Source organism: Micromonospora salmantinae, from assembly GCF_022230905.1.
GTDB classification, from domain to species: Bacteria; Actinomycetota; Actinomycetes; order Mycobacteriales; family Micromonosporaceae; genus Micromonospora; species Micromonospora salmantinae.
Window position 1 is genome coordinate 1 of sequence record NZ_JAKKFG010000033.1, and the last position, 24,117, is coordinate 24,117.

Genomic DNA, 24,117 nt, shown 5'->3' on the forward strand with positions numbered 1-24,117 from the left:
GCCCTGACCGCGAGGCGGCGCTGCGAGGCAAGCCCCGCCGACCGCGGCGGCGCGGCCGGCGCCGAGCGCGTGGCCGCCGCCGTACGCGAGCGCTTCGGCCACCTCGACGTGCTGGTCAACAACGCCGGCGCGACGTGGGGCGCACCGCTGGAGGACTACCCCGAGGCCGCGTTCGACAAGCTCTGGGCGGTGAACGTCAAGGCCGTCTTCCGGCTCACCACCGCGCTGCTGCCGGCGCTGCGCGCCGCCGCCAGCGCCGACGACCCGACCCGCGTGATCAACATCGGGTCGATCGACGGCATCCGGGTGCCGATGATGGAGGTGTACGCGTACTCGGCCACCAAGGCGGCCGTGCACATGCTCACCCGCAGCCTCGCCCACCAGCTCGCCGGTGAGCAGATCACCGTCAACGCGATCGCGCCCGGCCCGTTCGAGAGCAAGATGATGGCGTTCGCGCTCGACGACCCGGCGAGCCGGGCCGCCATCGAGCAGCAGGTGCCGCTGGGCCGCATCGGGCGCCCCGAGGACATGGCCGGCACTGCCATCTACCTCTCGTCGCGCGCCGGCGCGTACCTCACCGGGGCGGTCATTCCCGTCGACGGCGGCATCACCACGCACGGCTGAGCACCGGCCGATCCAGGAACGCTGCCCGCGTACTCCCTGGGTGTGTGCCGGGCCGCGCGGACTCGGCAGATCCGCGCGGCCCCGGTATGGCCGGTGTTGCAGGTTCGGGCGGTCAGCGACCGGCGAGCAGCCGGTTCACCGCCGTGTCGACGTCCAGGTGCTCGGCCTCACGGCCGCGCGGGACGACGACGTAGGTCCGTCGAAGGAAACGCACCAGGACGCTGCGCGGCACCTCGAAGAGGGCGTTGCCGTCCGGTGACGAGAGGGCCAGCGCGACGAAGTCGCCGCGCGGTGTGGCCCAGGGCCAGACCCGCACATCCCCAATGCCGGCCGGCTCGTCCAGGCCGGTGACCAGAAGTTCGCGAGCGAACGACCAACTCACCGCCTCGCCCCCTGCCGATTCGGCATGGAACAGGACATGGACCGCATACGGGTCAGCAGGGTCGTAACGCAGACTGGCACGCACCGGCAAGGCGGTGGCGTCAGGTGCGACGAGCCTTAGCGACGTCTCGACCTCTACGGTCGTCGGTCGGATGACACTCATGGACGTTCTCCCCCCGGCACCGCTGCGGAACGCGCGTGTCCCGCTTTTCCCATACTCAGGTGCTACTCCTGGCTACGCTCCGCCATACGCTGACTTCACCCAGTGGTGGGAAGGGGGACGGAAAGGCCGCGTGAATGTGAGCATTCATGTAGGATTTCCGGTTCTGCCCAGTGCGTGATCCCGCCCGGTATCGGGTGGCTCAGTCGTCGACTTACTCCGGTAACGTCCAGTCGGCCGTTGCAGTGACGGGCCCGAGCGACACTGGGGGGTGAAATGGTGACGAAGCAATCCTCAGTGGAGCCGGCGGCGGCGCCCGGCCCGCCGAAAGTCGCGGTCCGAGCAGCCGAAAAGCGGGGGTACGGAGTGCCGATGGAACAGCCCGAACGGGCCGGTCGGCCGGCGTCCGACGCCGGTCGTCCCGGTGATGATGGCGCCGGTCGTGGTGGCGACGCCGCCGTTGGTCGTGGTGGCGGCACCGGTGTTGGTGGCCGTGGCGGCGTCGACGCCGGCCGTGGTGGCGGAGTCGCCGTGCAGGAGCGGCCGCGTCGGCCCCGCTGGCGTGAGCGGATCTCGCTGACCCTCGACCTCATCCGCGCCAACCCCACCGGCCGGATCGCACTCAAGATCTTCATCACCATCGCCGGTGCGCTGGTGGTGACCATCGGCATCGCCCTCATCCCGCTCCCCGGGCCGGGATGGCTGCTGGTGATCGCCGGCCTGGGCATCTGGGCCGTCGAATACCACTGGGCGCGCCGGCTGCTCGGCTTCACCCGCCGCCACGTCCACGGATGGACACGCTGGGTAACGAAACAGTCGCTGCTGGTGCGAATCGTGCTCGGCTCCGTCGGCCTGGTCTTCGTGGCCACGGTGGTCTGGCTGTCCCTCAAGTACAGCCTCGGCATCGACGTGGTAGCCGCGGCAATGCACTACCTCGCGACCCACTGACCCCGGATTTCCGGTCCGGTTCCACGATCGGGTAGAGTCAGTGGCGCTGAGGGCGATTAGCTCAGTGGGAGAGCGCTTCGTTCACACCGAAGAGGTCGCTGGTTCGATACCAGCATCGCCCACTCTCAGATTGCGCAGGTCAGAAGCCCGTTACCGGAGTCATCGGTAACGGGCTTTGCGGTATATGCCCTCACATTGGCAGCAGCACGGCTGCTTCTCGATTCGGGCCGCCATGGACCTGCCCGGTTGAGTGACCCGGGTGCGGTCCCGATCGGGCCTGCTGGCTGGAGAAGTCCTACCGCTACCGGCGCCCACCCTCACGAGCGGGTGTCCCCGCGCCGTGGCTCACGGGCTGACTGATGGCCGCCGGTCCGGTGGTCCGCCCACTCGCCAGTCCCCATTGCGAGGTCGCGTAGGCCGCCCCAGCCCGCGAAGGTTGCGCTGGCCTGCAGTCGCCGTAGCGGGGCGATCGTCCGCGACGCTGTTTCGGTGGCCTGACGGCGCAGGGCGTCGTTCTCCGCGGCGAGATCGGCGATGACGGTGGCCGCGGCGTCATCCTGCGCCCCGATGCGGACTCACCACCTCAACAGCCCGATGCAACGGCGGCTTCCGCACCATCGGGGCTGTGCGGTGTCGGAAATCGGCGCCGCCCAGCTGTAGGCAGCACTTCCGATGGTGACATCGACGTGCTTCGGTAAGCACACCACCACCGCACTTCACTGGGAGTAGAGATGACCCGGACTGTTCGGGACGGCTTCTTGGTCAGTCTGACCGCTGGCGCCCTCACCGCAACGCTGGGCCTGCCCGGCGTTGCCACGGCCGAGCCGAAGCACCGGCCCGTCCCGGTCTGCGCGCTCCGACCACTGCACTTACCAGCGGACATGAATGGTCGAGCTCTGGCGGTCGACCCGACTGGTCGGTTCATCGCCGGTATCGGCTACCGAATCGATGACGACGATTCGCAGCCGCTACTGCTGCTCTGGGCCGGGCCGCCGCGCCGACCCGGGCCTGGGGTGGGGGACGAACCCCGCCTCACCGTCGTCACCATAGGAGCGCCGGGGCAAGTCGAGAGCATCAATCGGTACGGCGTTGCCGTCGGCAATGCCTTCGTCGACAACGTCTACCGCCCCTGGCGCTACCGCAACGGGCGCCTGGAGTGGTTACCCGTCCTGCCGACGGTCTCCAACACCTTGGCGCTGGGGATCAACTCACGCGGCGACATCGTTGGCCAGGGCGCCGTTGAGCAGACCGAGACGTCCCTGCCGCTGCTCTGGCCCGCCGACCGGCCGGGCACCGTCGAGGTGATCGACGCCCCGTCCAACGCTAGCGCGAGGGAGATCCTCGACGACGGCACCATCATCGGTACCGCCGGCAGCTTCGGCTGGGTACGCCATCCCGACGCGAGGACGGACCGGCTCACCGCCCCCGGGGCCCGGTGGTCGGGGATCTCCGCGGCCCAGGGGACCTGGGCAGTTGGTCGCATCGGCACCGGCAGTGAGGACGGGGACAGCACCCTGGTGCGCTGGGACCTGCGGACTGACGTGGCATCCGCTGTGAACCCGGCGCTGGTATCGACGCAGGACGTCAACAGTCGGGGCACAGTGCTCGGCGACCGAGCCGTCGACCACGGCGACCGGCTCGTCGCCCTGGGCGGCGCCATCCCCGGTGTCCAAGACCCCTTCGGCTGGGGGATCGCCGATAACGGCCTCGTCGTAGGCTCGATCAACGGCTCCCGACTGCGCCCAGCGCGCTGGATCAACTGTTGAAAATAGTCGGCACCACGGCTTGTGTCTCCTCACGTCGGAGGCCATGGATGCGTCGAGGGGTCCTTAAGCACCGGCAGTCACGGAGGCGGCTCCAGTTAAGTGGGCGGGTGGGTCGCCAGGTGGGGCCGAATGGTCGGCTGCTGCGCGATCGTGGGATGGCCTTCGCCACCGTCCGACTCAGCCCCGTTGAGTAACCGGCCCCCGCGGACGTGGCCGAGGCGTCCACAGCATCAGAGTGCCGCCCTGATACGCCCCGATCACCACGTCCTGGCCGCCGACCCGCCCGGCGATCACCTCGTCGATCGGCTGGGGATGTGAGCCGAGCTGCGACATGACGATGCCCTCGTCTGGGGTGAGTGCCCGTCCCCGACTGCGATGATCGACGCGTGACGCACATCCCGGACCTGGCGCCCTATGACTACTACCCGGGCTCCCCGGACGCCATTGCCATTGGTTGGCTGGATTCGAGCATGCCCTTCACTACAGGAGCCTGCCCGCGAGACGTTCGAGATCGGTTGGTGAGCCTCGGCGCCAAACCGGTACGGCTCATGCGTGGGTACCACTACTGCCAGTTCTGCCAGGGAGCGGTCGAGCCTCCGCGCGTGATTCGGGCCGACATTCGGCTCTACGAAGCTCCCGATGTTGCGCGCGGGAACGGCGAGATCTGGCTCACCGGAGCGGACGGGACGAACTTCGCTGCACCGGCGCTGATCGGCCACTACGTTGAAGAGCATCGCTACCTGCCGCCTGATGGCTTCATCGAGGCGGTTCGGAGCGGTGTCTCCACCCCCGGCGTCGCATAGTGGGGATCCGGCTTCTGCCGGCCTCGGCTGGCAAGTAAGCAGCACGGCGACGACGCCGACGAGTTTGGGCGGCGATGTGCGGGCCTGCTGGCAGACGCTGATTGTCGGCGGGCTACAGGTTGTTGATTCGGGCCAGTAGGTCTGCCTCGGTGAGGTTTTCCAGGACCGCGTCCTGCTTGCGGCCCAGGACCGCCAGCAGCTTCTCCTTCTCCAGCTTCTTGGCCGCCGCCGCCTTCGCCGCCTGGTCCTCCGCGAGGCGGACGGCGATGACGTGCTTGACGACCTCCAGCTTGGTTTCCAAGGTTGCCTTGGCCGGATTGGCCTCGGTGGTCACGAACGATTCGGTGTCGACGGCCTTGAGCTCGGCGTTGACCGCCTTGGCCACATCATCGAGGCTGAAGCCGGACCTGGCGGTCAGCGGAAGCTCCCACAGCTGTTCCGTGGTCAGCAGTCCCTTGGCCGACGGATAGCGGAACTTCTCCCGTGTGGCCTTCTCGAAAATGGTCACGGTAGCCTCTCTGGAATAGCTGGTTAAGGGATCAGAACTGGATGCTGATGAGGCGGCGCCGGCCGCCGGTCATGGTCACCTTGGCGACCACAGAGCTGCGGACCGTGGAGCTGAAGCCGAGGCCGGACAGCTGATCCGCAGACGGCTCGCACTTGGTGCGGTCGCCGAGAACCTCGAACACCTTGCGGTGCGGTTGCAGGTCGCTGCGGAGGAACTCGTTGTAGATCCCCCGTGTCGGCTGGTCGTTCACGCACCCCTTCAGGATGAAGAAGTAGTGCCGGTTGCCGACCTCGTTGTCATCGAAGTAGTTCGGCGAGTACATGATGGTGGACACCGGTACGAACTGTTCGGTGGTGATGGCCCACAACTCCTTGCCAGCACTGTCCGGATGCACGTCCTTACCCGGCCGGAAAGCGGTGATCACCCCGCCGGCAACCGTCATCCGGCCCACCTCGACGGTCTCCTTGTGGCCGACCGCGCGCTCGTGGCTGTAATGCTCGATCTTCCCGTTGCTCTCGGTCTCGATCACGAAGCCGACCTGGGTGCTGTCCCGCTTGCGGTACTGGTTCACCTCGATCCGGTACTCACCGTCGGGGACACGGTCGGTCCAGGTGACGTTCTCCACGGGTTCGCGGGAGAGCGGCCCGCTGGCGTTCATGTCGACGTCCAGCTTGTTGCGCTTCTCCTGGTACCAGATGTGGTCGCCGTTGGGTTCGTACACGTGCAGGTCCAGGTCGTCGTGGTTGAACCAGGACAGGCTCACCCGCAGCTTGCCGGTGACGTTGCCGCCGGCCCGCTTGACCTTCTCCCTGATCGAGTCGGTGACGTTGCCGCCGTACGACCAGCCGAAGTCGTTGTCCCACTTGAACAACCGCGGAGCAGCCGGGTGCTGGCCGGTGGTGAGGCTGACGAGGTGCGGCTCGTAGGTGTTGGCGACCCACAGGTCGATGGTGGCGGCGCCGGGCAGGATGTCCTTCATGAAGGAGACCACGGGAATCTCCTCCGGCTTGGCGTCGCGAAGGAGCGCACCTGACGACCGGATGGTGGCCGCCTGCATGAGTAGCCCTTCGATGCCGTCCTTCATCCGCGCCTGGGTGTCGTTGTCGACCCACAGCACGTTGGTGACCGACACGTCGGACAGTTGGGCGAACCGTCGCTGCAACGACTCCTCGATGCCCAGCTCGGCAATGGTCCTCATGGCGGCCTTGACCATGCCCGGGCTGATCAACGCCGTGGGGCGCTGGTAATTCTGCGGCGCCACCTTCGCCTCGAACGACCGGACCGCCTGCTCCAGGTCGACGCCCGCGGAGAGATCCTGGACCAGGGTGCCGATCACCGTGTTGCGGAACCGGGCCGCCGGGTTCATGGCGTTGGCGAAGACGAAGGCACGTTGGTCGGTCGCCTGGGTCCACCAGTTCTGCAGCGAGCGGAACTCGGTCACCGCCCGGCGATGCTCCGCGCCGCGGTAGAGGGCGTTGTCGTCGACGAGGTCGACGACGGTGTCCAGAGCGTGCCGGGTCAGCTCGGCCAGGCCACGCTGGAAGACCTGCACCGCGGCGTCAAAGTTGCCCTGTGCCGCGCGGACGTCCTCGATACGATGCCGCTCTTCCACCCGGCCGTGCAGGTGGTGCCACACCTCGACCTGGCCGTCGCGCAGCGTTCGGGTGGTCTTCGTCCCGTACTGCGCCTGAGTGGACCGGAAGATGGTGGACAACGGCAGCGATAGAACGAACTCGTCCAGAGCGGCGGCGACGACGGAGAAGACCGGGTCGGTTGCCGACACCCCGGACCAGACGGTACGGACCCGCCCGTCGTGGATCTCGACGACGTTGCCGAAGTGCTTGATGAAACCGCGGCAGGTCGAGCAGTCGTACTCGGATCGCTCACGGAACCGCAGATTGGTGCCGGCGGGGAAGGAGTCGAGAAAGGTGAGCCAGAGTGAGTCCCGGTCGAGACCGTCGCCGACGGCGTACAACTCACCCCTGGACATCGTGGACAGACGCGAAGTCACATCCGTCACGAACTGCTGGAAATCGCCCACCGTTCATCCCCCTTGATCGCCGGAGATGCTACGCAGCGGACGCCAATCGGAGAAACGCGTTTGCGACTGTCCGCACGGTCACAGGCCGGCGCAGGTGGCCGGCGGTCAGTTGACCGGACGCCGTCGCGTAGCTCTTTCAACGCTCGGTCCCCGTGGGGTTGGTACCCGAGCTGGCCAACAGGACGCGTACTACTGCCACGTGGCCGACTTTGGTCTACGTGACCGGTCCTGCGATTCGGCGTTGCAGGTCGTCGAGTGTGGTCTGTGCGGCGGCGCTGTTGACGGCGTGCCAGTTGAGCCGAGCCGAGAAGCGCGTCAGCAAGCCGTCTGACCTCTCTGACCGGCTCCGCTGTAGCGACGCGGACCGGCGATCAGTCCTCGACGTCGTATTCGGACTCGTCGACCAGACCCATCACGAAGGTCTCGAAGTCGGGGGCGAGGACCGTGATCTGGTAGTTCCACTCCTGGTCGACGTGCACTACGGCGGGCTCACCGGGCGAGCGGTAGTCGAGGGCGATCATGTCGTGACCCGCCGACGGGCAGTCGGCGATGTAGATGCCGATGTCGGGGTAGCCCCATTCCGCCACCCAGAAAGCGCTGCCGATCTCGCCACAAAGGCTGAACCCGGCAGTTCGACCGACCGATGCCAACGTGTACACGCCAACGTGGTCATCAGCCCAGGAGGTTCGGCTGGGTGCGGGGTGGGCATCACGGGCGAATGAGCCGCCGTTGTGTCGACGGGCCAGGTCGACGTACGCGGTGGGCAACTGGTAGCCAAGCTGCGCTTCCACCGTCCGCAGAACCGCGTCGGTCAGCGGGTCCTCCAGCGGGCCGGAGCCGTCGAAGACAGTTGCGGGATCGAGCACGGGTCGACGGTAGTCGGCTGGGGTCCGGTGTTGAAGTGCCGGTAGCCCCGTTGCGTTCGGCATGTGAGGGGTTCTAAGGCGGCAGGCAGGCCGGTAGCGTTGGGTGGCACGGCGGCGTGGGCGCCGACGGTGCGCCGCGCGCTACGAGGAGGTCCGGGATGGATTCCTTGCCGGAGTTGACTTTCGGGCAGCGGTTGAAGGTCTACCGGGAGCGGTCCGGGAAGACCCGTGCGGTGCTCGGAGGGTTGGTAGGGCGCAGCGCCGAGTGGGTCAAGGCAGTGGAGACCGATCGCATCCTGCCGCCGCGCATTCACCTGCTGGATCGCATCGCGCGTGCCCTCAAGGTCGAGGTATCTGCCTTGGTCGGGGAGTTGAGCGCTCGGTCTGCTGTGGTCAACGGGCCGGAGCATCCGGCGCTGGCCTCGGTCCGGGACGCGGTAAACCGCTTCGCAATCTCGGACGAGGCTTCCCCGGAGTCGTTGACGAGCCTGAGGGAACGGCTTGTGGCGGCATGGCGGGCACGCCATCAGGCGTCGGATCACCGTACGGTGCTGGGCGGGTTGTTGCCGGGGCTGCTGCGCGACGTGCAGCGCGCCGCGTTGGCGTACGAGGGTGATGAGCGTCGGCAGGCTCAGGCCCTGTTGGCGGAGACGTTCGGTTTGACGCAGATGTTCCTCGCCTATCAACCCGCTGCGGAGTTGTTGTGGCGGGTTGCGGACCGAGCGATGGTGGCGGCGCAGGAGTCCGGCGACCCGGAGGCGGTCGCGGGCGCGGGGTGGTTCCTGTGCCAGGTGCATCGGGATGCCGGTGACTGGGACACAAGAAGTCCGGGGAGGCAGTGCGGCAGGCACGCCGTCATGATTACGCAGCGATCCCGTCGAGGTCGCGCCGGGCACGCCACCTCATCGAGGTCGCGCGGGCGCAGTACGGCAAAGACGACAAGGAAGCGGCCGTGATGACCCTCCGGCAGGCGTACGAGTCGGCCCCGGAGACGATCCGCTTCAACGGGTACGCCCGCCAGATCACCTTGGACCTGCTCGACGGCCCACGTTCCACTCGTGACGACGCCCGTGACCTTGCGATCAAGGTCGGTCTGCTCTCGTGATCCAGGGGTAGAAACCTTACCCATTCCGCTCCGCGACCCACCGTAGCTTCTTGCTCACGGGATGCGGCGGGCGGTGCGGGTATCGCCTGGTCGCCGCCTCCCTCAGCTTCGAGGCAGGAAGCCGTCCTCGTACTCGAACGAGGGAGGGTCCGTGCGGCGCGTCTCGTATGACGAGTACCTCTCGGCCACCGCTCTGACTCTCGCCCGCAAGGACCGGGATCCTTTTGAAGATCACGATTGAGCCCCGCTCGTGAGCCGGGGCCTGACCGGCCGTTGACGGTCCAGTGGATCTTCCGCTTTGCCATGCGCGGGTAGGACGCCCGGATCGGAGGCCGACCATGGAATCCACGGCACCGGGACCGGCACCCCGTTACGCCGCCGGGACGGCACCGACTGCGGAAGTGGTGACCTGACGAACCAAGATCGTATTCCTCTGCCGGAACACCGTTTGCCCAGCACGGAGGTGTTTGTCGACAGGTACAGGGTGGGCCGTCAGGTGCATCCGGCATCTCGGCGCCCCAGGCTGAGCAATCAGACGGGACCGGCTCAACGGAGGAGTGCATGGTGTTGTTACCCATCTACCATCCTGGAATGGACTTGGTTGGCGTCCATTGCGGAGCACGTTCGCGAGTATCCGGAGGTCGGCAGGATGTTCGAGCGGTTCACCGACCGAGCGCGGCGGGTCATCGTCCTGGCCCAGGAAGAGGCCAGGGTGCTCAACCACAACTACATCGGGACGGAACACCTCCTGCTCGGCATGCTCCACGATATCGAAGGCGTCGCCGGGATGGCTCTGACCCGCTGCGGGGTGTCCCTGGAGTCAGCCCACAGCCGGATCGAGGAGATGATCGGAACCGGTTCGGAACCACCGGTCGGGCACATTCCGTTCACGCCGCGCAACAGAAAGGTGCTTGAACTCGCCCTGCGTGAGGCACTCCTTCTGAGTCATTCCTACATCGGCACCGAACACCTCCTGCTGGGTCTGATCCGTGAAGGGGAGGACGTCGGCGCCCAAGTCCTAGCCCAGCATGGCGTCGATCTGCACCGGCTTCGCCTCGACGTCATCGAGCTTCTCAACGAGCGTGAGCCTGTCACCGGCAAGCAGCCTTCCACGCCTGCCCAGCAGCCTTCCATGCCTGCCCAGCAGCCTCCGGCCGCCGAGCGGGTGCCGGACGCCCCACCGAGGCCCGTATCGACTGGTGGCATGTTCGAGCGGTTCACCGATCGATCGCGGCGGGTCATCGTCCTGGCCCAGGAAGCGGCCAGGATGCACAACCACGACTACATCGGCACCGAGCATCTCCTACTTGGTGTGATCGATGAGGGCGAAGGCCTCGGGGCCGCCGCGATTGTTCGCCAGAAAGTCGCCCTGGAATCCCTACGGATACAGATCGAGGAGATCATCGGCCGAGGGCAGAGTCAGATGAGCGGGCATATCCCGTTCACGCCCCGCTCGAAGAAGGTGCTCGAGCTCTCCCTGCGTGAGTCACTTGAGCTGGGCGACACCTATATCGGGACCCAGCACATCCTGGCAGCGCTGATCAGCGAGGGAGAGGGCGTGGCCGCGCAGGTGCTGACCCACTTCGGCGTCACTCAGGACGCCACGCGTTCGGCGGCGTCACAGCTGATGGACGAGGCTGAGACGCCCGCTCGGGAGACAATCCCGAGTCCGCGGAATTTCAGGAGCGGCCACTTCGAGCGGTATACCGCCGGCGCGCGACGGGTTATCGTCCTGGCCCAGGAAGAGGCTCGGATTCTCCACCACAACTACATCGGCGTGGAACACCTGCTGCTCGGCCTGCTCCATGAGGGCCGAAGCGTCGGTGCCCACACCCTGATCAGCCTGGGTGTCACGCTGGAAAACCTCCGGCTTCAGATTGAGGAGGTCACCGGCCGCGGCCCTACCGAGCCGACCGGGCACATCCCGTTTCACCCCGGCACCAAAGATGCGCTGATCGCCGCCGACGACGAGGCACAGCAACTCGGCATCGAGTTCATCGACACCGAACACCTCCTCCTCGGAGTGACCCACACCGGCGACGACATAGCACTTCCCGCGCTGCTCCGGCTCGGTGTCGACTACCAGCGCATCCGCCGACAGGTCATGCAAACCCTCGCTCAAGACCAGGGGGTAGCGCCGGCCGAGCCCGCGGAGACGGCCGCGACGAGCGGCGACGCCGTCGAGAAGTGGGCGCGACGGCAAGCCGGCTCGGTGGCGCGCGGCCCTGACCAGTTCGCCCACATCTTCGCGGTCGTGCCGGGGCTGGTATTGCTCGGGCAGTCCGGCGTGCACCTTCCGCTCGGTTTCGTTGCCGACGTGGTGCGGCTCACCCACTACGGATCCCGGCCCGACGAGCGGCTCGCTGCCGTACACGCGCTCCCGGACATGCGGCGTCTACGCGAGTTGAACTGGCCGCCGGCGGCACGGGTCGGCTTCGCCGCGCTGCTCGGGGCCGACGCTCCGGCCGATCCCGGCGACGTTCCGCCGCCGGTCTCGGCGGCCGAACTGCGGTCGTCGCTCATCCGCGCCATCAGCCTGCCCGAATCGGACCTGGAACCCGTGCTACCGGACACCGGTGCCATCCTGAACGCCCGCCGTCGCGTCACCGAGGGCACGGTCACCGGCCTGCTGGTGGTCGGGCCGGGCTCGGTCGCGGTGGATCCCGCCTTGCCGCTGCGGATGCGGCAGGACTCGGCCGCGCTGCCCGCTCTTACCGGACCGCAACGGAGCCTCCTCGAATGGTCCGGTGCCCGTCCAGCGATCGAGGCCCGCACCCGGAGCGGGTCCACCGCCCGGGGGCCGGGGATGACCGGGGTCAGCCGGCGCGGACAGCTCACCAACCTGCTTCCTTCGCAGCTGGTGCTGCCGCCGGAGCTGCTGGTGCACCGATTCGCCGAACGCAGCCTGCTCTATCGACTCCACGAAACGCAGACCGAACCGCCGCTCGGCTCGGTGCGGATCCTGCTGGACACCAGCCCGCCGACGTTCGGATCCGTCGGCGTGGTGCTCCGTATTGTGGTGCACGCGGTCGTCTCGACGCTCTGGTCGGCGCGCCAACTGCCGACGCTGGTCTTCCTCGACCAGCCGGCCGTCGAGATTAACGTGCACAAGCCGTCGGACCTGGGTAACGCCTGGGCCCACTACAGCCTGGAACCGGCCGACGTGCCCGCGGCGCTCGCGTCTTGCCAGCGTGCGGACCGCCCGTCGGTATTGCTCACTCAGCACCACCTGGTGGCCGACCACGCGATCACCGGCACGCCCTGGTTGCGGCTGATCACCGCGCAGCTGCCCGGAGACGCGCCGGCGAATCCGGCCGCCCGGCCCTTCCATACCCACCTCACCGACCAGCCCAGCGAGACCGAGCTCGCCGCCGCCGTCCGCACGGCCCTCGCCCCGGAAGCCCGATGACGACAGCACGCGAGTTCATCTTCCGGGCGGTTGCCGAGGAGACCGACCTGCTGCTGTCCAGGGTCGAGACCTGGCAGCTGCCGCCGGACCGGTGGCCGGCCGTCGACGCCGCGCTCGCCGAGGTGGCCGGCGCGATGGCGGCCGGCGACCCGGCCGCTCTACGGAGTGCGGCCGCGTTGCTCGAGTCCACCGGGCCCGGACGCATCACCCGGCTCGGCGCGGAGCCGCCACAGGATCCACCACCGCCGATACGCGACCGGATCGTCCGGATCGTGCACCGTCGCAGCGAACCGCCTCCTACCCCGCCCGAATCGGAACCCAATGGAAATGACTGAACGGCAAGCTGTGCTTCAGCTGTTCGCGCCACTCGACGGCCCGGACGCGGCCGAGGCCTACCGGCAGGTGGGTACGGTGTGGCAGCGGTGCGCCACCACGCTGGACATCACCGAGCCTGCTCTCGGCCTGCCCGCCGGCCTACCGCCGGACGTGCCCCGGCTCGTGACGGGCCCCCTTGCCGCCGCGTGCGGCCCAGGACCGGGGGTCATCCAGGCGTTCGCCGGGTGCGAGGCCGGCGTTCTGTGCCTGTCGGTGGCGAACGCGCCTAAGTCCCCGGCCAGCCCATGGGCGGATCTGGCCGTCGTGTGGGACGACCTCCTGGCCGGCGTCGAAGCGGGACTGTTGGGCACCGTGCGACTATATGTAGGTTTTTATCCGTTGGGAGCGGCCGAGTCGTCGATCGAGGCCGCAGCGCGGGAGGCCCTGCCGGAGGCATGCCATCGGTGGCCGGCGCCGACACGGGTCGCCAAGCATCGGCTGGTGTGGGAGAGCGGCGCGGGCGAGGACGGGCGGGCCGGCCGGACCCTGGTGGTGGCGGCGCCGATCGGCACCGACGCGACGCTGAGCGCGTGGCTGTTCACTCCCGGAGCCGGCGCCCGCGCACCGCTCACCCGATACCTCGTCGACGCGGCGAAGGTACACGCGTTGGCGCGTGTGTGGCGCGACGAGCGCCGCACGATCGACCTGCTGGCCCGCGCGGAAAACGGGATCGACCGGCTGCTCGACGTGCTGGGCCCGGCCGCGACCGGCGAGGAACTGCGGGCGGCGCGGGAGAAGGTGGTGATCACCCAGGCGGAGTCGGCCGGGACGGTCGACACGCTCGCCTGGGTCCGCCGCGCCGGGCAGACCGCGACGGCGGCCGCCGCGAACCTGACGGCGACCCGCCGTGCTCATCTGGACGGTGATGCGCCGGCCGGGCCGTTCGCCGACGACCTGGCCCTGGCCGAGAGCCTGCGGGCACACCTCGACGACGACCTGATCCACCTCACGATCACCAGGGACCGGGCGCAGCAGCTCACCGACCTGGCCGGCAGCGTGTTGGCAAGCCGGCTGGAGGAGCGACAGGAGGCGAGCCGGCGGCGCATGGAACGTTTCGGGCTGCTCCAGGCGGCCCTGATCGGTGCCGTCCTGATGGGATTGACCGCGATTCAATCGCTCCAGTACGCCGTACCGATTCCGAACTCGGCAAAGCCGGCGCTGGTCGCCTCGCTCGGCGCGCTCGCCCTCTACCTGGCGGCGATCTCGATCTGGCTGGCGCTGCCGGTGGGCGCCTGGCTGGCGGACGCGGCGCTCGCGCTCGTGTCCGGGTCGGTACTGTGGCTGGCCGCCGCCTGGATCTCCCGCCAGGCGTTCGACACGGTGCTGCCGGGCCGGTTCACGGCGCTCGCCTTCGGGGTCGGCGTGGCGGTTGCCGCGACAACCGCGATCATCCGACACCGCCGGAGGGCCGCATGAACGAGGTACTCAGCGAACCGGAGCTGGCCGCGCTCGCCGAGGCATACCCGCTGGGGCCGCCCGCCACCGTCCTGCTGGAGCGGGCCGGCTTCCCCCGCGCCCATGTCCCCAGCATGATCGGCGTGTCCGCCGCAGTCTTCTGGCGCCTCGTCAACGCCGAAATTGCCGCCGGTGTGCTGGAGAACGGGAGTGAGCGCATCCTGAAGATCGCCGAGGCGCAGTATCCGGCGAGCCCGATCTTCGGATCGACAGGAATCCGCCGCGTCTTGCTGGTCGGCGCCGCACCCGACGGCCTGCCCGCGATGCGACCGGACCGGGATCTCGCCGAGGCTGTGCGGGCCGTCGAGCGCGGTGGGATCTCAGTAACCTACCGTCTCGCCGCCGACGTCACCGATCTCGACGTCCTCGGGGCCGAGCGGCCCCACCTGCTGCACCTCGCCTGCCACGGCGACGGCGAGTTCCTGATCTTCGAAGGGCCGTCCGGTCCTCGGCCCGTTGCCGTCGACGACCTCCTCGGTCTGCTTGACGGGTATGCGCGGACCAGCCGGCATCGGCTGCGCGGCATCTACTTGGCCTCGTGCGATGGCGCGGCCCAGGCACAACGGTTCCTGTCTGTCGCCGATCGGGTGGTCGCGTTCGCCGGGGAGCTTGCCGACGGGTGCGCCCCGGCGTTCACCGCCCACCTGTATCGCGCGCTGATCACCGCCAAAGACCTGCACGAGGCGGCCGGCCTCGCACTCGACCGGATGACCTCGGCCCAGCCGTCGTGCCGACGGCTCGCGAACCGCTTGATTGCGCTGCCGGGGAGGAGGAGTCTCAACAGGACGGACGGCTGATGGGTTTTCACCCTCAGTCATTCGACGATGGCATCAGGTCCTATGCGATTCCGGATAACCGAGTGGGGTGGGCCCTGAACTCGCATGATGAGGAAGCGGACTTCGACGCCGGTGTGGCGGCTGCCTTTGACCCACAGCGATACCTTCAGGGTGACGTCAGCGGACTGGCCGTCACAGGACTGCACTCGTGGTGGAACCACTTGTTGTGCGAGGGCTGCGGGCATAGCTTCCGCCGGGGCGAGCGCGTGCATGTGTCCGTCACACCCCGCACGGCGCACCACGCCGACCTGCCTGGCGAGTGTCCCAGACCGGCCGGCGGCGAGACGTCCGTCGAACTGCTGGACGCCGACGTCGCCGACTTCGCCGACGGAGTGGAGGCGGCCTGGCCGGCTGGCCACACCGTGCTCCGGCTCGCGCCCAGCGACTGGCGGGTTGCCCGCCCACCGGCACCTTTGCAGCGCACCCGTTGTCTGGTCTGCGCCCACACCCTGCGGGTCGGCGAGCGCGTCGTGGTCTGTCCGTGCAGCCCACAACGGCCGGAGTGCGCTGCGACCGTCCACCGTGACCCGGCCGCCGGCCTGACCTGCTGGGAAACGTGGTGTCCGAACGGAGTCGTCGGTGCCTGCCCAATCACCATGGCCCGCCGGGTAGGCGTACGCCCGTGACCGCCGACGACCGGTATGCCCGGCAGCGACTGATCCCCGGCTGGGACCAGGACCGACTCGCCGCGGCCACCGTGGTCATCGCCGGAGTCGGTGCGCTCGGTAACGAGGTCGCCAAGAACCTCGCGCTGGCCGGCGTGGGCCATCTGCTGCTGTGCGACCCGGACACCGTCGCACCGTCCAACCTTAGCCGCTGCGTGCTGTTCAGCGCCGCGCCTGGTGATCCGGTCGGCCGGGGCAAGGTCCAGGTCGCGGCCGAGGTGCTGCACCGGCTCGCTCCGCAAACCCGGGTGACCGGCCGTGCCCGTGACCTGACCACCGGTGTCGGCCTGGGCGAGCTGGCCGACGCCGACGTCGTGGTGGGCTGCCTGGACAGTGTCCGGGCCCGCCTGGACCTCCTCAGTCGGTGCGCGCTGGTCGAGGCGCTGCTGGTTGACGGTGGCACAGGGGCGTGGGGCGGCGAGGTGCGGGTCCGCCGGACGACCGCAGAGGGCTGCTACGCGTGCACCCTGACAACCCGCGAGCGCGGCCGCAGCGATGTGCCGTGGAGCTGCGCCGACGCCACCGGCGACCACACGGCCGCAGCAATGGTGGCCACCACCGCCCTGATCGCGGCCCAACTTAGCCTCGCCGCGTTGGGCGAGGTGATCGGCCGGCCGGCGGACTCGGGAATAACTGTCCTCGACGGCGGCACGGGGCTGACCCGGCGGGTGGAGGTCACCCGCGACCCGGGATGCCTGCATCACCGGCCGCTCGGCACGCGGGAGCCGGTCATGGCGGGAAGCCGGTCCACGGTGGCCGAACTCGCCGCTGAGCTGCCGCCAGGTGCGGAACCACAGGCATGGGCGGAGTTCATCGTGCCCGGCGCGCCCGGCGAACGGCCCCGGACGACCAGCCGGATCCTCGACGCCGCTGGCGACGCTCGGCTGTGCGACCTGGGCATCGCGCCAGCAGAAGTCCTGCCCGTCCGTACGACAGAAGGGGATTACCGGTGGATGAGGCTGAGTTCCTGAGGGAACCGGGCGGACAACCGGATCCCGCGGAGAGGGGCGTGGAGATCCCGCTGAACGAGGGCGAACATGAGGATCTTCTGCGGGAGATCGCGGAGGCGTTCAGCGACGAGGCGGGTGCCGGAAGCGTCCTCAACCTGATCGGCTTCCCCCGAGCCCAGCGCCCAAACTTCGCCGCGCACACGCCCAACCAGTATTGGGCCCTGATCGGGCAGCAACTGCGGCTTGGCGTGGTGCACAACCCGAACCGGCGGCTGATCGAGGCGGCGCTGCGGGTGTACGCGTATAACCCGGTGTTCCGCGGCCTCGCCATGCGCTACGGCCTCATCGCCACCGACGGCCAGCCCGCGTCGCCGCCGGCGGCTACGCCTGCGGCTTCCGAGGCCACCTCGGCGCCCGCCGAGACCGCGCCCGAATCATCGAGCGCGACCGAGCCGGCCACCTGCCACGTGATCGTGCGGGCGAGTTCCGAGGATGACCGGGCCGAGGCCACCAAGGTGCTGCAGCAACTGGGCCTGGATCCAGAGGATGTCTGGGCAACCGCGCACGCGGTGTCGTTCCGTGTCAACACGGCCGAAGTAGGCGCCCTGCGGCGCCTTCTCGATCGCACGGACATCGGCTGGACCGTGGTGCCGCCGACAGCCCGCGACTATCTGATCGGTGAGCTGTTCGTGGACGGGCCAGACGGCCGTCGGTTCCGGCTGGTCGACGCCCCCGCTCAACAGACAGTCGGCAACGTCGCGCAGGAGGTCGTCAGCCAGTACGGCACCAGTTTCGCCGACCGGGCCCGGCCGACCGTCGTCGATCACGTCGAGCTGGACGGCAAGGGCCGGCGGCTGGACCCGGAGCAGACCCTGCACGACGCCGGTGTCAGCGAGCGCAGTTACCTGCGGGTGGGTTTCCAGGCAACGGCGGGTGCGGTCAACCCGCTGATCCGGCAGGACGCGCTCAGCCGGGCCCGCAACGAGATCTTGGAGGCCGCCGAGAGCCGGCCCGACATGGTCGTCGGCGCGGTGCCGTTCACCCTGCCGACCGAGTATCAGATCGAGTTTCAGCAACCGAGCTTCGGGCCACCTGATGTCGCGGGCGGCGAGCCACGCCCGCTGTCGGACCACGTCGTCCTGATCCGGTTGCGCCCCGACTTTCCCGAAATCGCCCCGGTCGCCTACTGGCTGACGCCGATCTTCCACCCGAACATCTACCCGAACTATGACAGCGACGCCGCCCGGGAACGCCCCTACCAGCGCGGACTGGTCTGCCTCGGTGAGCTTGCCGAGGCGTACACACCGGGTTTGCACTTCGGAAAGCTCCTCGAAACTCTGATCGACATGGCCGCCTTTCGCAACTACGCCGTGTTCCAGCCCAGCGGTGAGGTTGGCCCGGACGGACGCCCCGAGCTGCTCGGCGACTTCTACGACGGTGCGGCCGCCCGGTGGGTGCTGGCCAACCAGAAGCTCATCGTGGCGATGGGCGGCCGTCCGGTGCGACCCGAGAAGCCGGCCAAGCCGGCTTACCGAAACTTCATCGAGGCTCTCTGATGACCTACGCCGCGGTGGAGCTCTACCGGACCGACACGCTCACCAAGTTCGGCAGTGTCGGGCTGACCGACCTGCTGACACCGGTTTTTGAAGCCCTGCTGGGCCGGCCGCTGGACGGCGCGGAATTCCACCTGACGCTGCTGCCGATCCAGGACCGAACCACCTTGCGTGGCGATCCGACGCTCGTCAACCTGCGCGGCAGCCACGGGTACCTGCAGGTCCGGATCCGGCACGGTTCCACGGTGGTCTACCAGCACCCGCACTCGGTACGCGAGATCGTCGGCTACCCGCTGCAGCAGCTGCTCGGCAAGAGCTTTCCTGAGGAGCACGAAATGGGTTTCGGAATCATCGCGGACGGCCTGGCCGGGCTGTCACTGAGCCGCCCCACACCGGCCAACGAGGGGAGTATCGAAATCCAGGCACGGCGGCGGCAACCGGTGTTCCACCTCGAGGAGATCTCCGAACCTCCGCCTTCGGCGACGGCGGCAAGTCTGGGCGCGCCCGAGGACGACGCCTCCGGGCGGGTGGGAGTCATTCTCACTCCAGAGGTACGCGACCAGCTACTCCACGACATGGAATTGTCCCGTGAGGTCGAGGAGGGCGGATTTCTCGTCGGCCGCCCGTACCGCGACTCCGAGCATCCCGACCGTCACCTCGTGCTGATCACCGCCGTGCTCACGGCCGAACGGACCGGCGCCTCGCTGCTGCACTTCACGTTCACCGGCGACAGCTTCGTCCGGGTCAGCGAGACCGTGGCGGCCCGACGTCAGTCCGAGAAACTGGTCGGCTGGTTCCACACACACCTGTTTCCGGCGACGGTCGAGATGGGGTTGTCCACGATCGACCTGGAATTGCACTCCTCCACCTTCCGGCGCCACTGGCAGATCGCCGGCCTGATCAATCTGCACGGGGACAACCGCATCCTGCGGTTTTACGCCGACCAGCAGGGCGTCATCGGCCCGGCGCCGTACCGGGTGCAGGCCGCGTGACCGCCGAGGCCACTGCGCGGGCCGTGCTGCGCTGGGCGATCCGCGCCGAGGGGCCGATCCCCAGCGGCGACCTGACGGCGCCGGGTGACCTGGCTACGCCCACCGAACAGACCCGACGCGGCCTCGCCGTGCTGGCTGCGGCCTGCGCCGCCCGGCTCGGCGCCGGCTCACCACCGTTCGGCGACGACACGCCCGCCGACACCGGCGGTGTGCTGCTCGCCGCGGCTCTCGGTGCCCGCGCCGAGGCCGCCACGCGGCTGGCCGGTCTGGCCGAGCCGCCGCCGATCACCGGGCAGGCCGGCTGGTCGGCGGCGCTCGCCCGGCACGCGGTCACCGAACGGGCGCTGGTGCAGGCGGCCCCGCTGGCGGAGAGCTTTCTTGCCGTGTCGCCGCTGTCCCGGGTGCTGCACCGGCCCACCCGAGAGGCCCTCGCCGCGCAATCCCACGAGACGGAGATGGCCCTCGCCGGCCAGCTCCTCGACAGGCCCGGCGGCGAGCGGGTCCTCCGGCACACCTGGGCCGCACCGTCGTCCGACCCGGACGCGTTGCGATGGCGCGGGCTGGTGCTGGACCGGCTGGTCACCAACCGTACGGGCTGGCTTCTCGACCTTTACGTTCTCGCCCGGCTGCGGCACGGGTCGGCCTGGGACCGGCGGAACCGCACCGCGATCCGGGAGGCGAGCCGTATGCGCGCCCGGCCGCCCGATGCGCTCGCCGTTCTGGGGTTCTGGGTCCCGCTCGCCCGGCTCGACTGCGACCAGCCCGACCTGCTGCGGTCGCGGCCGCTACTGGACGGCCACCGCCCGGTCCTCGACGCGATTCTGCGTCTCGGCCTCCTGCCGAGGGGATGACCGAGCCGATGCTTACTCTCGCCTTAGCCGCGGTTTACCCCAAGGCATTCAGCGACCGGTACTCGATCGCGCGGATGGACGAACCGGACCTCACTCTCGGTGACCTGCTGCGGGAGCATCCGGCGTTTGGGCTGCAGCCCCTCGAAGAGGAACATCTGCAGGTGCCAGTGAAGTCGCTGGCGTTGCGCGTCGAGCCGCTCGGCGGCGGTGCGACCGCACTGTACCTGCCGCCGGGCATCCCGCTGCCGCTCGGGAGCTCCGAACCTGCGCCGGAACCGGAGCAGGCCGCCCTCTCCTCTTCGGCGCAGCCGGCGGCCGGACCGTCCCTGGGTTGTCTGCCGAACGGCAACCCGGAACGAGTCAGCGAGCGCGAGGCTGTGCTCATCGCCCACGATGTCGAGATCAACCGAGCGGCGGCGTACCTCAACAGCGGCCTGTCGGTGCTGATCCGGTGTGACAAGCTGCTGGTCGAACACCTCGTTCGCGAGGTGCCGGGGCGGGCAGGGCGCGAGCCGCTCCTCGGCGAGCTGCCCGCCGTGGCGGCTGGCGACGTGATGAGCATGGGCACCGGCCGCCGGGCCGCGCTGCTGGCCACGCTGGCCCGCATGGTTCGGGAGGCGAAACCCCAGCAGGTCGTCGTCGTTCCGCATCTCGACCTGCTGGCCGGTGGCAGCGACGCGGCGCTGACGCTAGAGGGCCGGGAATTGACCGATGTGCTCTATTCGCGCAGTGAGTGCATCCTGCTCGGGTTCACCGACCCGTCGCTCATGATTCCCGAGGTCCTGGCGAACCGGTTCGGCGTGCAGATGCCGATCGACATCCTGCCCCGCGAGGTGACGACGTCCGGCAGCGGCCGGACCCCGATCGGCCAGGCCCTCGTAACCCGGGAGGAGGCAGACCTGTTCGACGGGTTCGACGCGCCGGAGCTGTACAAGCACATCGCCGGCATGAACGCGGTCCGGCTGCGGCATGCGCTGCGCTTCGCCTTCCACCAGCACCGGCCGACGACTGGTGCCGGTTGGGAGCGCCCCCGCTTCGCCGACCTCGTACAGGAGTTGCGGGTGTTCAAGGCCCGGGCGTCCAGCTCGTTCGAGATGCCGACGGTGACATTCGAGGAGATCGGCGGGTACGACACTGTCAAGGACGAGCTCAAACGCGCTTTGAAAATCGTCAGCGGCGCCGTCGACCTGCCCGAGGACCTGCGATACGACCTGGTGCCACGCGGGTTCATCTTCCACGGACCGCCAGGCACCGGTAAGACGCTGTTCGCGAAGGCTGTGGCGAATAAGATGGACGCCACCATCCAGGTGATCTCCGGGCCGGAGATTACCGACATGTACGTGGGTGAGAGTGAGCGCAAGGTCCGCGAACTGTTCGCCGAGGCCCGCCGCAACGCGCCGACCGTGGTGGTCTTCGACGAGTTCGATTCCATCGCGGGGCGCCGGTCAGGCCGTGGCGACGGCGGCAGCCGGGCCGGCAACGCGATCGTCGCCCAGCTGCTGACCGAGCTCGACGGCTTCCGTCCAGAAGTGCCAGTGCTGATCATCGGCACCACGAACCGGATCGACATCATCGACGACGCTCTTCTGCGGCCGAGCCGGTTCCGCCCGATCCGGATCGACCTGCCGGACGAGCTCGCCCGGCGGGAGATCGCCAAGGTGCACGCCCGGCACTTCGGGATCCCGGTCTCCGGCGGGCTGCTCGACCGGATCAGTCGCGCCACGGACCGGATGAACGGCGACGAGATCCGCTCGATCTTCCGCGACGCCCGCGCCGACGAGCTGGTCGGCGAACCGCGCCGCCCGGCCGACGCCCGCCGCCTCGGCGAACTGGTCGGCGCCCTACGGCTCGGCCAGCAGGAACACGAAATTGACAGCACCGAGGTTGCGGGCACCAGGCCGGGGCGGCGGGCCACCTTCACCGTCCTCACTCCGCTACGGCGACCGGCCCGGCGTCCCGTGCCCGAGGGCGAACTGACCGTCACCGAAACCGTTCCGACTGGCGGATCGGCTCCCGTGATCCGGCCGAGCGAGCCCAGCATCGATTCCGAAGAGGAGTAACCGTCGTGACCGTGGTGCAACTCGATCGTGACATCCGGATCAAGGCGGCGACGTACGCGACTCGGCTGGCCGAGGTGAAAACTCAGTTCGTGGACCGGGACGACGTCATCGACATCGTCGCCATGGCCACCCTGTGCCGCGAGCACGCCCTGCTGATCGGGCCGCCGGGCACCGCCAAGAGCAGCGTCATCGACCGCTTGCGGAAGCTGCTCGACGTGCGCTATTTCGCGTACCTGCTGACCCGCTTCACCGAGCCGGCCGAGCTGTTCGGCCCGCTGGACCTGGTGGCCTTCCAGCGCGGAAGTTACCGGGTGAACACCGATGGGATGCTGCCGACCGCACACATCGCCTTTCTGGACGAGGTTTTCCAGGGCAGCAGCGCGATCCTCAACTCGCTTCTCACGATCGTCAACGAGCGGCGGTTCTACAACGGCAGCGAGGTCGTCGAGCTCGACCTGATCTCGCTGTTCGCCTCGTCCAACGAGATCCCGGACGACCCGCTGCTGGCCGCCTTCTCCGACCGGTTCCTGCTGCGGTGCAACCTCGACTACGTTCCCGACGACTTGATCGAGGACGTGCTCGACATTGGCTGGCGCGGCGAACGCGACCGGATCCGCACGGAGGTGGCCGAAGGCGAGCGGGCGACCGCCCGTACCGAGGTGACGTTTCCGCTGGCCGAGCTCATCCAGTTGCAGAACGCGGTAGCCGATGTCGATGTCAGCGGCGTCCGGGACACCTTCGCCGAGATCCTGCGAACGTTCCGGTCCGAGGGCGTCGTCTTCTCGGACCGCCGCGCGGTCAAAGCCATGAAGACGTTCGCCGCCTCGGCGCTGCTCTCCGGCCGCCCGCGGGCCGAGCTGTCCGACCTAGGGCAGCTCGTGCACCTGTGGACACTTCCCCAGGACGAGGTCTCGATCCGGCGCATCCTCGCCGACCACCAGGTGTCGGTACTCGAGCGAGGCCGTCAGGTGCGGGACATCACCGAGATCAGCCTCGACGTGCGCCACATCATGCGGCTGCGGGAATCGGCGCAGACGGCCGAGGAATGGCGCGAGGTGATCCGGCGGCTGCACCGCCTGACCACCGAGGTGCAGCGGGACCATCCCGGCGGGCAGGAGGTGCTCGGGCAGCTGCAACAGTCCCAGCGCGAGACGGTGGCGGCGTACCGCGAACGTTTCGAGCCGAATGGCTGACCGGGCTCTGATGCTGGCTGCGGCGGAGTGCTATCTCGAGGCCGACGCCCCCGCGGATGCCGCACGCTGTTTCCTCGCCGCGGGCGAGCCAATACGGGCTGCCCTCGCCTATGTCGAGCAGGCGATGTACCGGGAGGCGGCCGAGGCCTACTTGTCCGAAGGGAAGTTCCTCTGGACCGCGTGGCTCCTGGCACACCGGGTCGACGACGTCCAGTCGGCTCGCGCGCTCGTCGAGCAGTACGGGCAGTTGGACGACATCCGCTGGCAGCTGGTTCGAGCTCGATGCGACGCAGCGCAGGACATACACGCCGAACGCATTCTCATGGTGCTCGGCGACGTTCAGCGTCTGCAGGCCGGGCCGGACGGCGCCACCGATCCGATCGAGGAGTGGGCAGTCGCCGTGGCGACGGCCCTACACCGGCCCGACCAGGCTGCCCTGATCTTCGCGGCCTCGGCGCACGGCGGGAGGGCCGGTGCTGTGGCGCGCTGGCGCGACTGGTTCAAACGGGAGTACGGCGAAGAACTCGTGCTCCCGCCCGGACTCGGTGGAGGGAATGACCAGTGACCGGTCCACGA

At 68.8% G+C, this 24,117-nt stretch carries 20 protein-coding genes, 1 tRNA gene and 1 pseudogene; 18 read left to right on the forward strand and 4 right to left on the reverse strand.

The window, feature by feature from the left end; all coding sequences use genetic code 11:
- A partial coding sequence (locus PSH03_RS22295) for an SDR family oxidoreductase (RefSeq protein WP_238690308.1) occupies window positions 1–624 on the forward strand: 624 nt, incomplete at its 5' end.
- A gap of 112 nt (window positions 625–736) precedes the next feature.
- On the opposite strand, the gene PSH03_RS22300 is transcribed toward PSH03_RS22295, so the two are convergent.
- On the reverse strand, window positions 737–1,168 hold the full coding sequence (locus tag PSH03_RS22300; RefSeq protein ID WP_007457244.1) for an SsgA family sporulation/cell division regulator: 432 nt from the start codon (window positions 1,166–1,168) through the stop codon (window positions 737–739).
- A gap of 294 nt (window positions 1,169–1,462) precedes the next feature.
- Here PSH03_RS22300 and PSH03_RS22305 point away from each other — a divergent pair, with 294 nt between their 5' ends.
- The 4 genes from PSH03_RS22305 (at window position 1,463) to PSH03_RS22320 (ending at window position 4,682) form a co-directional block, all read left to right on the forward strand.
- Window positions 1,463–2,113, forward strand: a complete 651-nt coding sequence (locus PSH03_RS22305) for a TIGR02611 family protein (protein WP_372494839.1) — start codon at window positions 1,463–1,465, stop codon at window positions 2,111–2,113.
- A gap of 50 nt (window positions 2,114–2,163) precedes the next feature.
- Window positions 2,164–2,235, forward strand: a tRNA-Val gene (locus tag PSH03_RS22310).
- A 759-nt stretch (window positions 2,236–2,994) separates the two neighbouring features.
- Window positions 2,995–3,879 carry a hypothetical protein gene (locus tag PSH03_RS22315; RefSeq protein WP_238690310.1) on the forward strand — a complete coding sequence of 295 codons (885 nt, stop codon included), beginning with the start codon at window positions 2,995–2,997 and terminating at the stop codon, window positions 3,877–3,879.
- Between the two features lie 386 nt (window positions 3,880–4,265).
- The gene (locus tag PSH03_RS22320) at window positions 4,266–4,682 is read left to right on the forward strand and encodes a DUF7919 family protein (protein WP_238690311.1); all 417 of its coding nucleotides are present in this window, start codon (window positions 4,266–4,268) and stop codon (window positions 4,680–4,682) included.
- A 112-nt stretch (window positions 4,683–4,794) separates the two neighbouring features.
- On the opposite strand, the gene PSH03_RS22325 is transcribed toward PSH03_RS22320, so the two are convergent.
- From PSH03_RS22325 to PSH03_RS22335, 3 genes are all read right to left on the reverse strand, one after another.
- On the reverse strand, window positions 4,795–5,190 hold the full coding sequence (locus PSH03_RS22325; RefSeq protein ID WP_238690312.1) for a hypothetical protein: 396 nt from the start codon (window positions 5,188–5,190) through the stop codon (window positions 4,795–4,797).
- 31 nt (window positions 5,191–5,221) lie between these two features.
- Complete coding sequence (locus tag PSH03_RS22330) at window positions 5,222–7,231, reverse strand: DUF8224 domain-containing phage-derived protein (protein ID WP_238690313.1); 2,010 nt, start codon at window positions 7,229–7,231, stop codon at window positions 5,222–5,224.
- 371 nt (window positions 7,232–7,602) lie between these two features.
- The gene (locus tag PSH03_RS22335; RefSeq protein ID WP_210785546.1) at window positions 7,603–8,097 is read right to left on the reverse strand and encodes an SMI1/KNR4 family protein; all 495 of its coding nucleotides are present in this window, start codon (window positions 8,095–8,097) and stop codon (window positions 7,603–7,605) included.
- A gap of 158 nt (window positions 8,098–8,255) precedes the next feature.
- Here PSH03_RS22335 and PSH03_RS22340 point away from each other — a divergent pair.
- From PSH03_RS22340 to PSH03_RS22405, 13 genes and pseudogenes are all read left to right on the forward strand, one after another.
- Window positions 8,256–9,202: pseudogene (locus tag PSH03_RS22340) on the forward strand (helix-turn-helix domain-containing protein).
- Between the two features lie 649 nt (window positions 9,203–9,851).
- Window positions 9,852–12,611, forward strand: coding sequence for a Clp protease N-terminal domain-containing protein (locus PSH03_RS32705; protein WP_305076101.1), 2,760 nt, complete (start codon window positions 9,852–9,854; stop codon window positions 12,609–12,611).
- Entirely contained in the window at window positions 12,608–12,946 is a 339-nt protein-coding gene (locus PSH03_RS22355; RefSeq protein ID WP_238690314.1) for a CATRA system-associated protein, read from the forward strand. The genes PSH03_RS32705 and PSH03_RS22355 overlap by 4 nt, the downstream gene beginning before the upstream one ends.
- Entirely contained in the window at window positions 12,939–14,402 is a 1,464-nt protein-coding gene (locus PSH03_RS22360; RefSeq protein WP_238690315.1) for a CATRA conflict system CASPASE/TPR repeat-associated protein, read from the forward strand. The genes PSH03_RS22355 and PSH03_RS22360 overlap by 8 nt, the downstream gene beginning before the upstream one ends.
- Window positions 14,399–15,238 carry an effector-associated domain EAD1-containing protein gene (locus PSH03_RS22365; RefSeq protein WP_238690316.1) on the forward strand — a complete coding sequence of 280 codons (840 nt, stop codon included), beginning with the start codon at window positions 14,399–14,401 and terminating at the stop codon, window positions 15,236–15,238. Before PSH03_RS22360 ends, PSH03_RS22365 begins: the two co-directional genes overlap by 4 nt.
- Window positions 15,239–15,483: 245 nt before the next feature.
- Window positions 15,484–15,903, forward strand: a complete 420-nt coding sequence (locus PSH03_RS22370; protein ID WP_238690317.1) for a hypothetical protein — start codon at window positions 15,484–15,486, stop codon at window positions 15,901–15,903.
- Window positions 15,900–16,913, forward strand: a complete 1,014-nt coding sequence (locus PSH03_RS22375; RefSeq protein ID WP_238690318.1) for a HesA/MoeB/ThiF family protein — start codon at window positions 15,900–15,902, stop codon at window positions 16,911–16,913. Before PSH03_RS22370 ends, PSH03_RS22375 begins: the two co-directional genes overlap by 4 nt.
- A complete protein-coding gene (locus PSH03_RS22380) occupies window positions 16,829–18,448 on the forward strand; it encodes an effector-associated domain EAD1-containing protein (protein ID WP_238690319.1) in 1,620 nt (539 codons plus the stop codon). Before PSH03_RS22375 ends, PSH03_RS22380 begins: the two co-directional genes overlap by 85 nt.
- Entirely contained in the window at window positions 18,448–19,437 is a 990-nt protein-coding gene (locus PSH03_RS22385; protein WP_238690320.1) for a JAB N-terminal domain-containing protein, read from the forward strand. The genes PSH03_RS22380 and PSH03_RS22385 overlap by 1 nt, the downstream gene beginning before the upstream one ends.
- Window positions 19,434–20,288, forward strand: a complete 855-nt coding sequence (locus PSH03_RS22390) for a hypothetical protein (protein WP_238690321.1) — start codon at window positions 19,434–19,436, stop codon at window positions 20,286–20,288. Before PSH03_RS22385 ends, PSH03_RS22390 begins: the two co-directional genes overlap by 4 nt.
- Window positions 20,289–20,362: 74 nt before the next feature.
- A complete protein-coding gene (locus PSH03_RS22395) occupies window positions 20,363–22,348 on the forward strand; it encodes an ATP-binding protein (protein ID WP_238690322.1) in 1,986 nt (661 codons plus the stop codon).
- Between the two features lie 5 nt (window positions 22,349–22,353).
- Entirely contained in the window at window positions 22,354–23,541 is a 1,188-nt protein-coding gene (locus PSH03_RS22400; RefSeq protein WP_238690323.1) for an AAA family ATPase, read from the forward strand.
- Window positions 23,534–24,106 carry a hypothetical protein gene (locus PSH03_RS22405; RefSeq protein WP_238690324.1) on the forward strand — a complete coding sequence of 191 codons (573 nt, stop codon included), beginning with the start codon at window positions 23,534–23,536 and terminating at the stop codon, window positions 24,104–24,106. The genes PSH03_RS22400 and PSH03_RS22405 overlap by 8 nt, the downstream gene beginning before the upstream one ends.
- Window positions 24,107–24,117 lie beyond the last annotated feature (11 nt).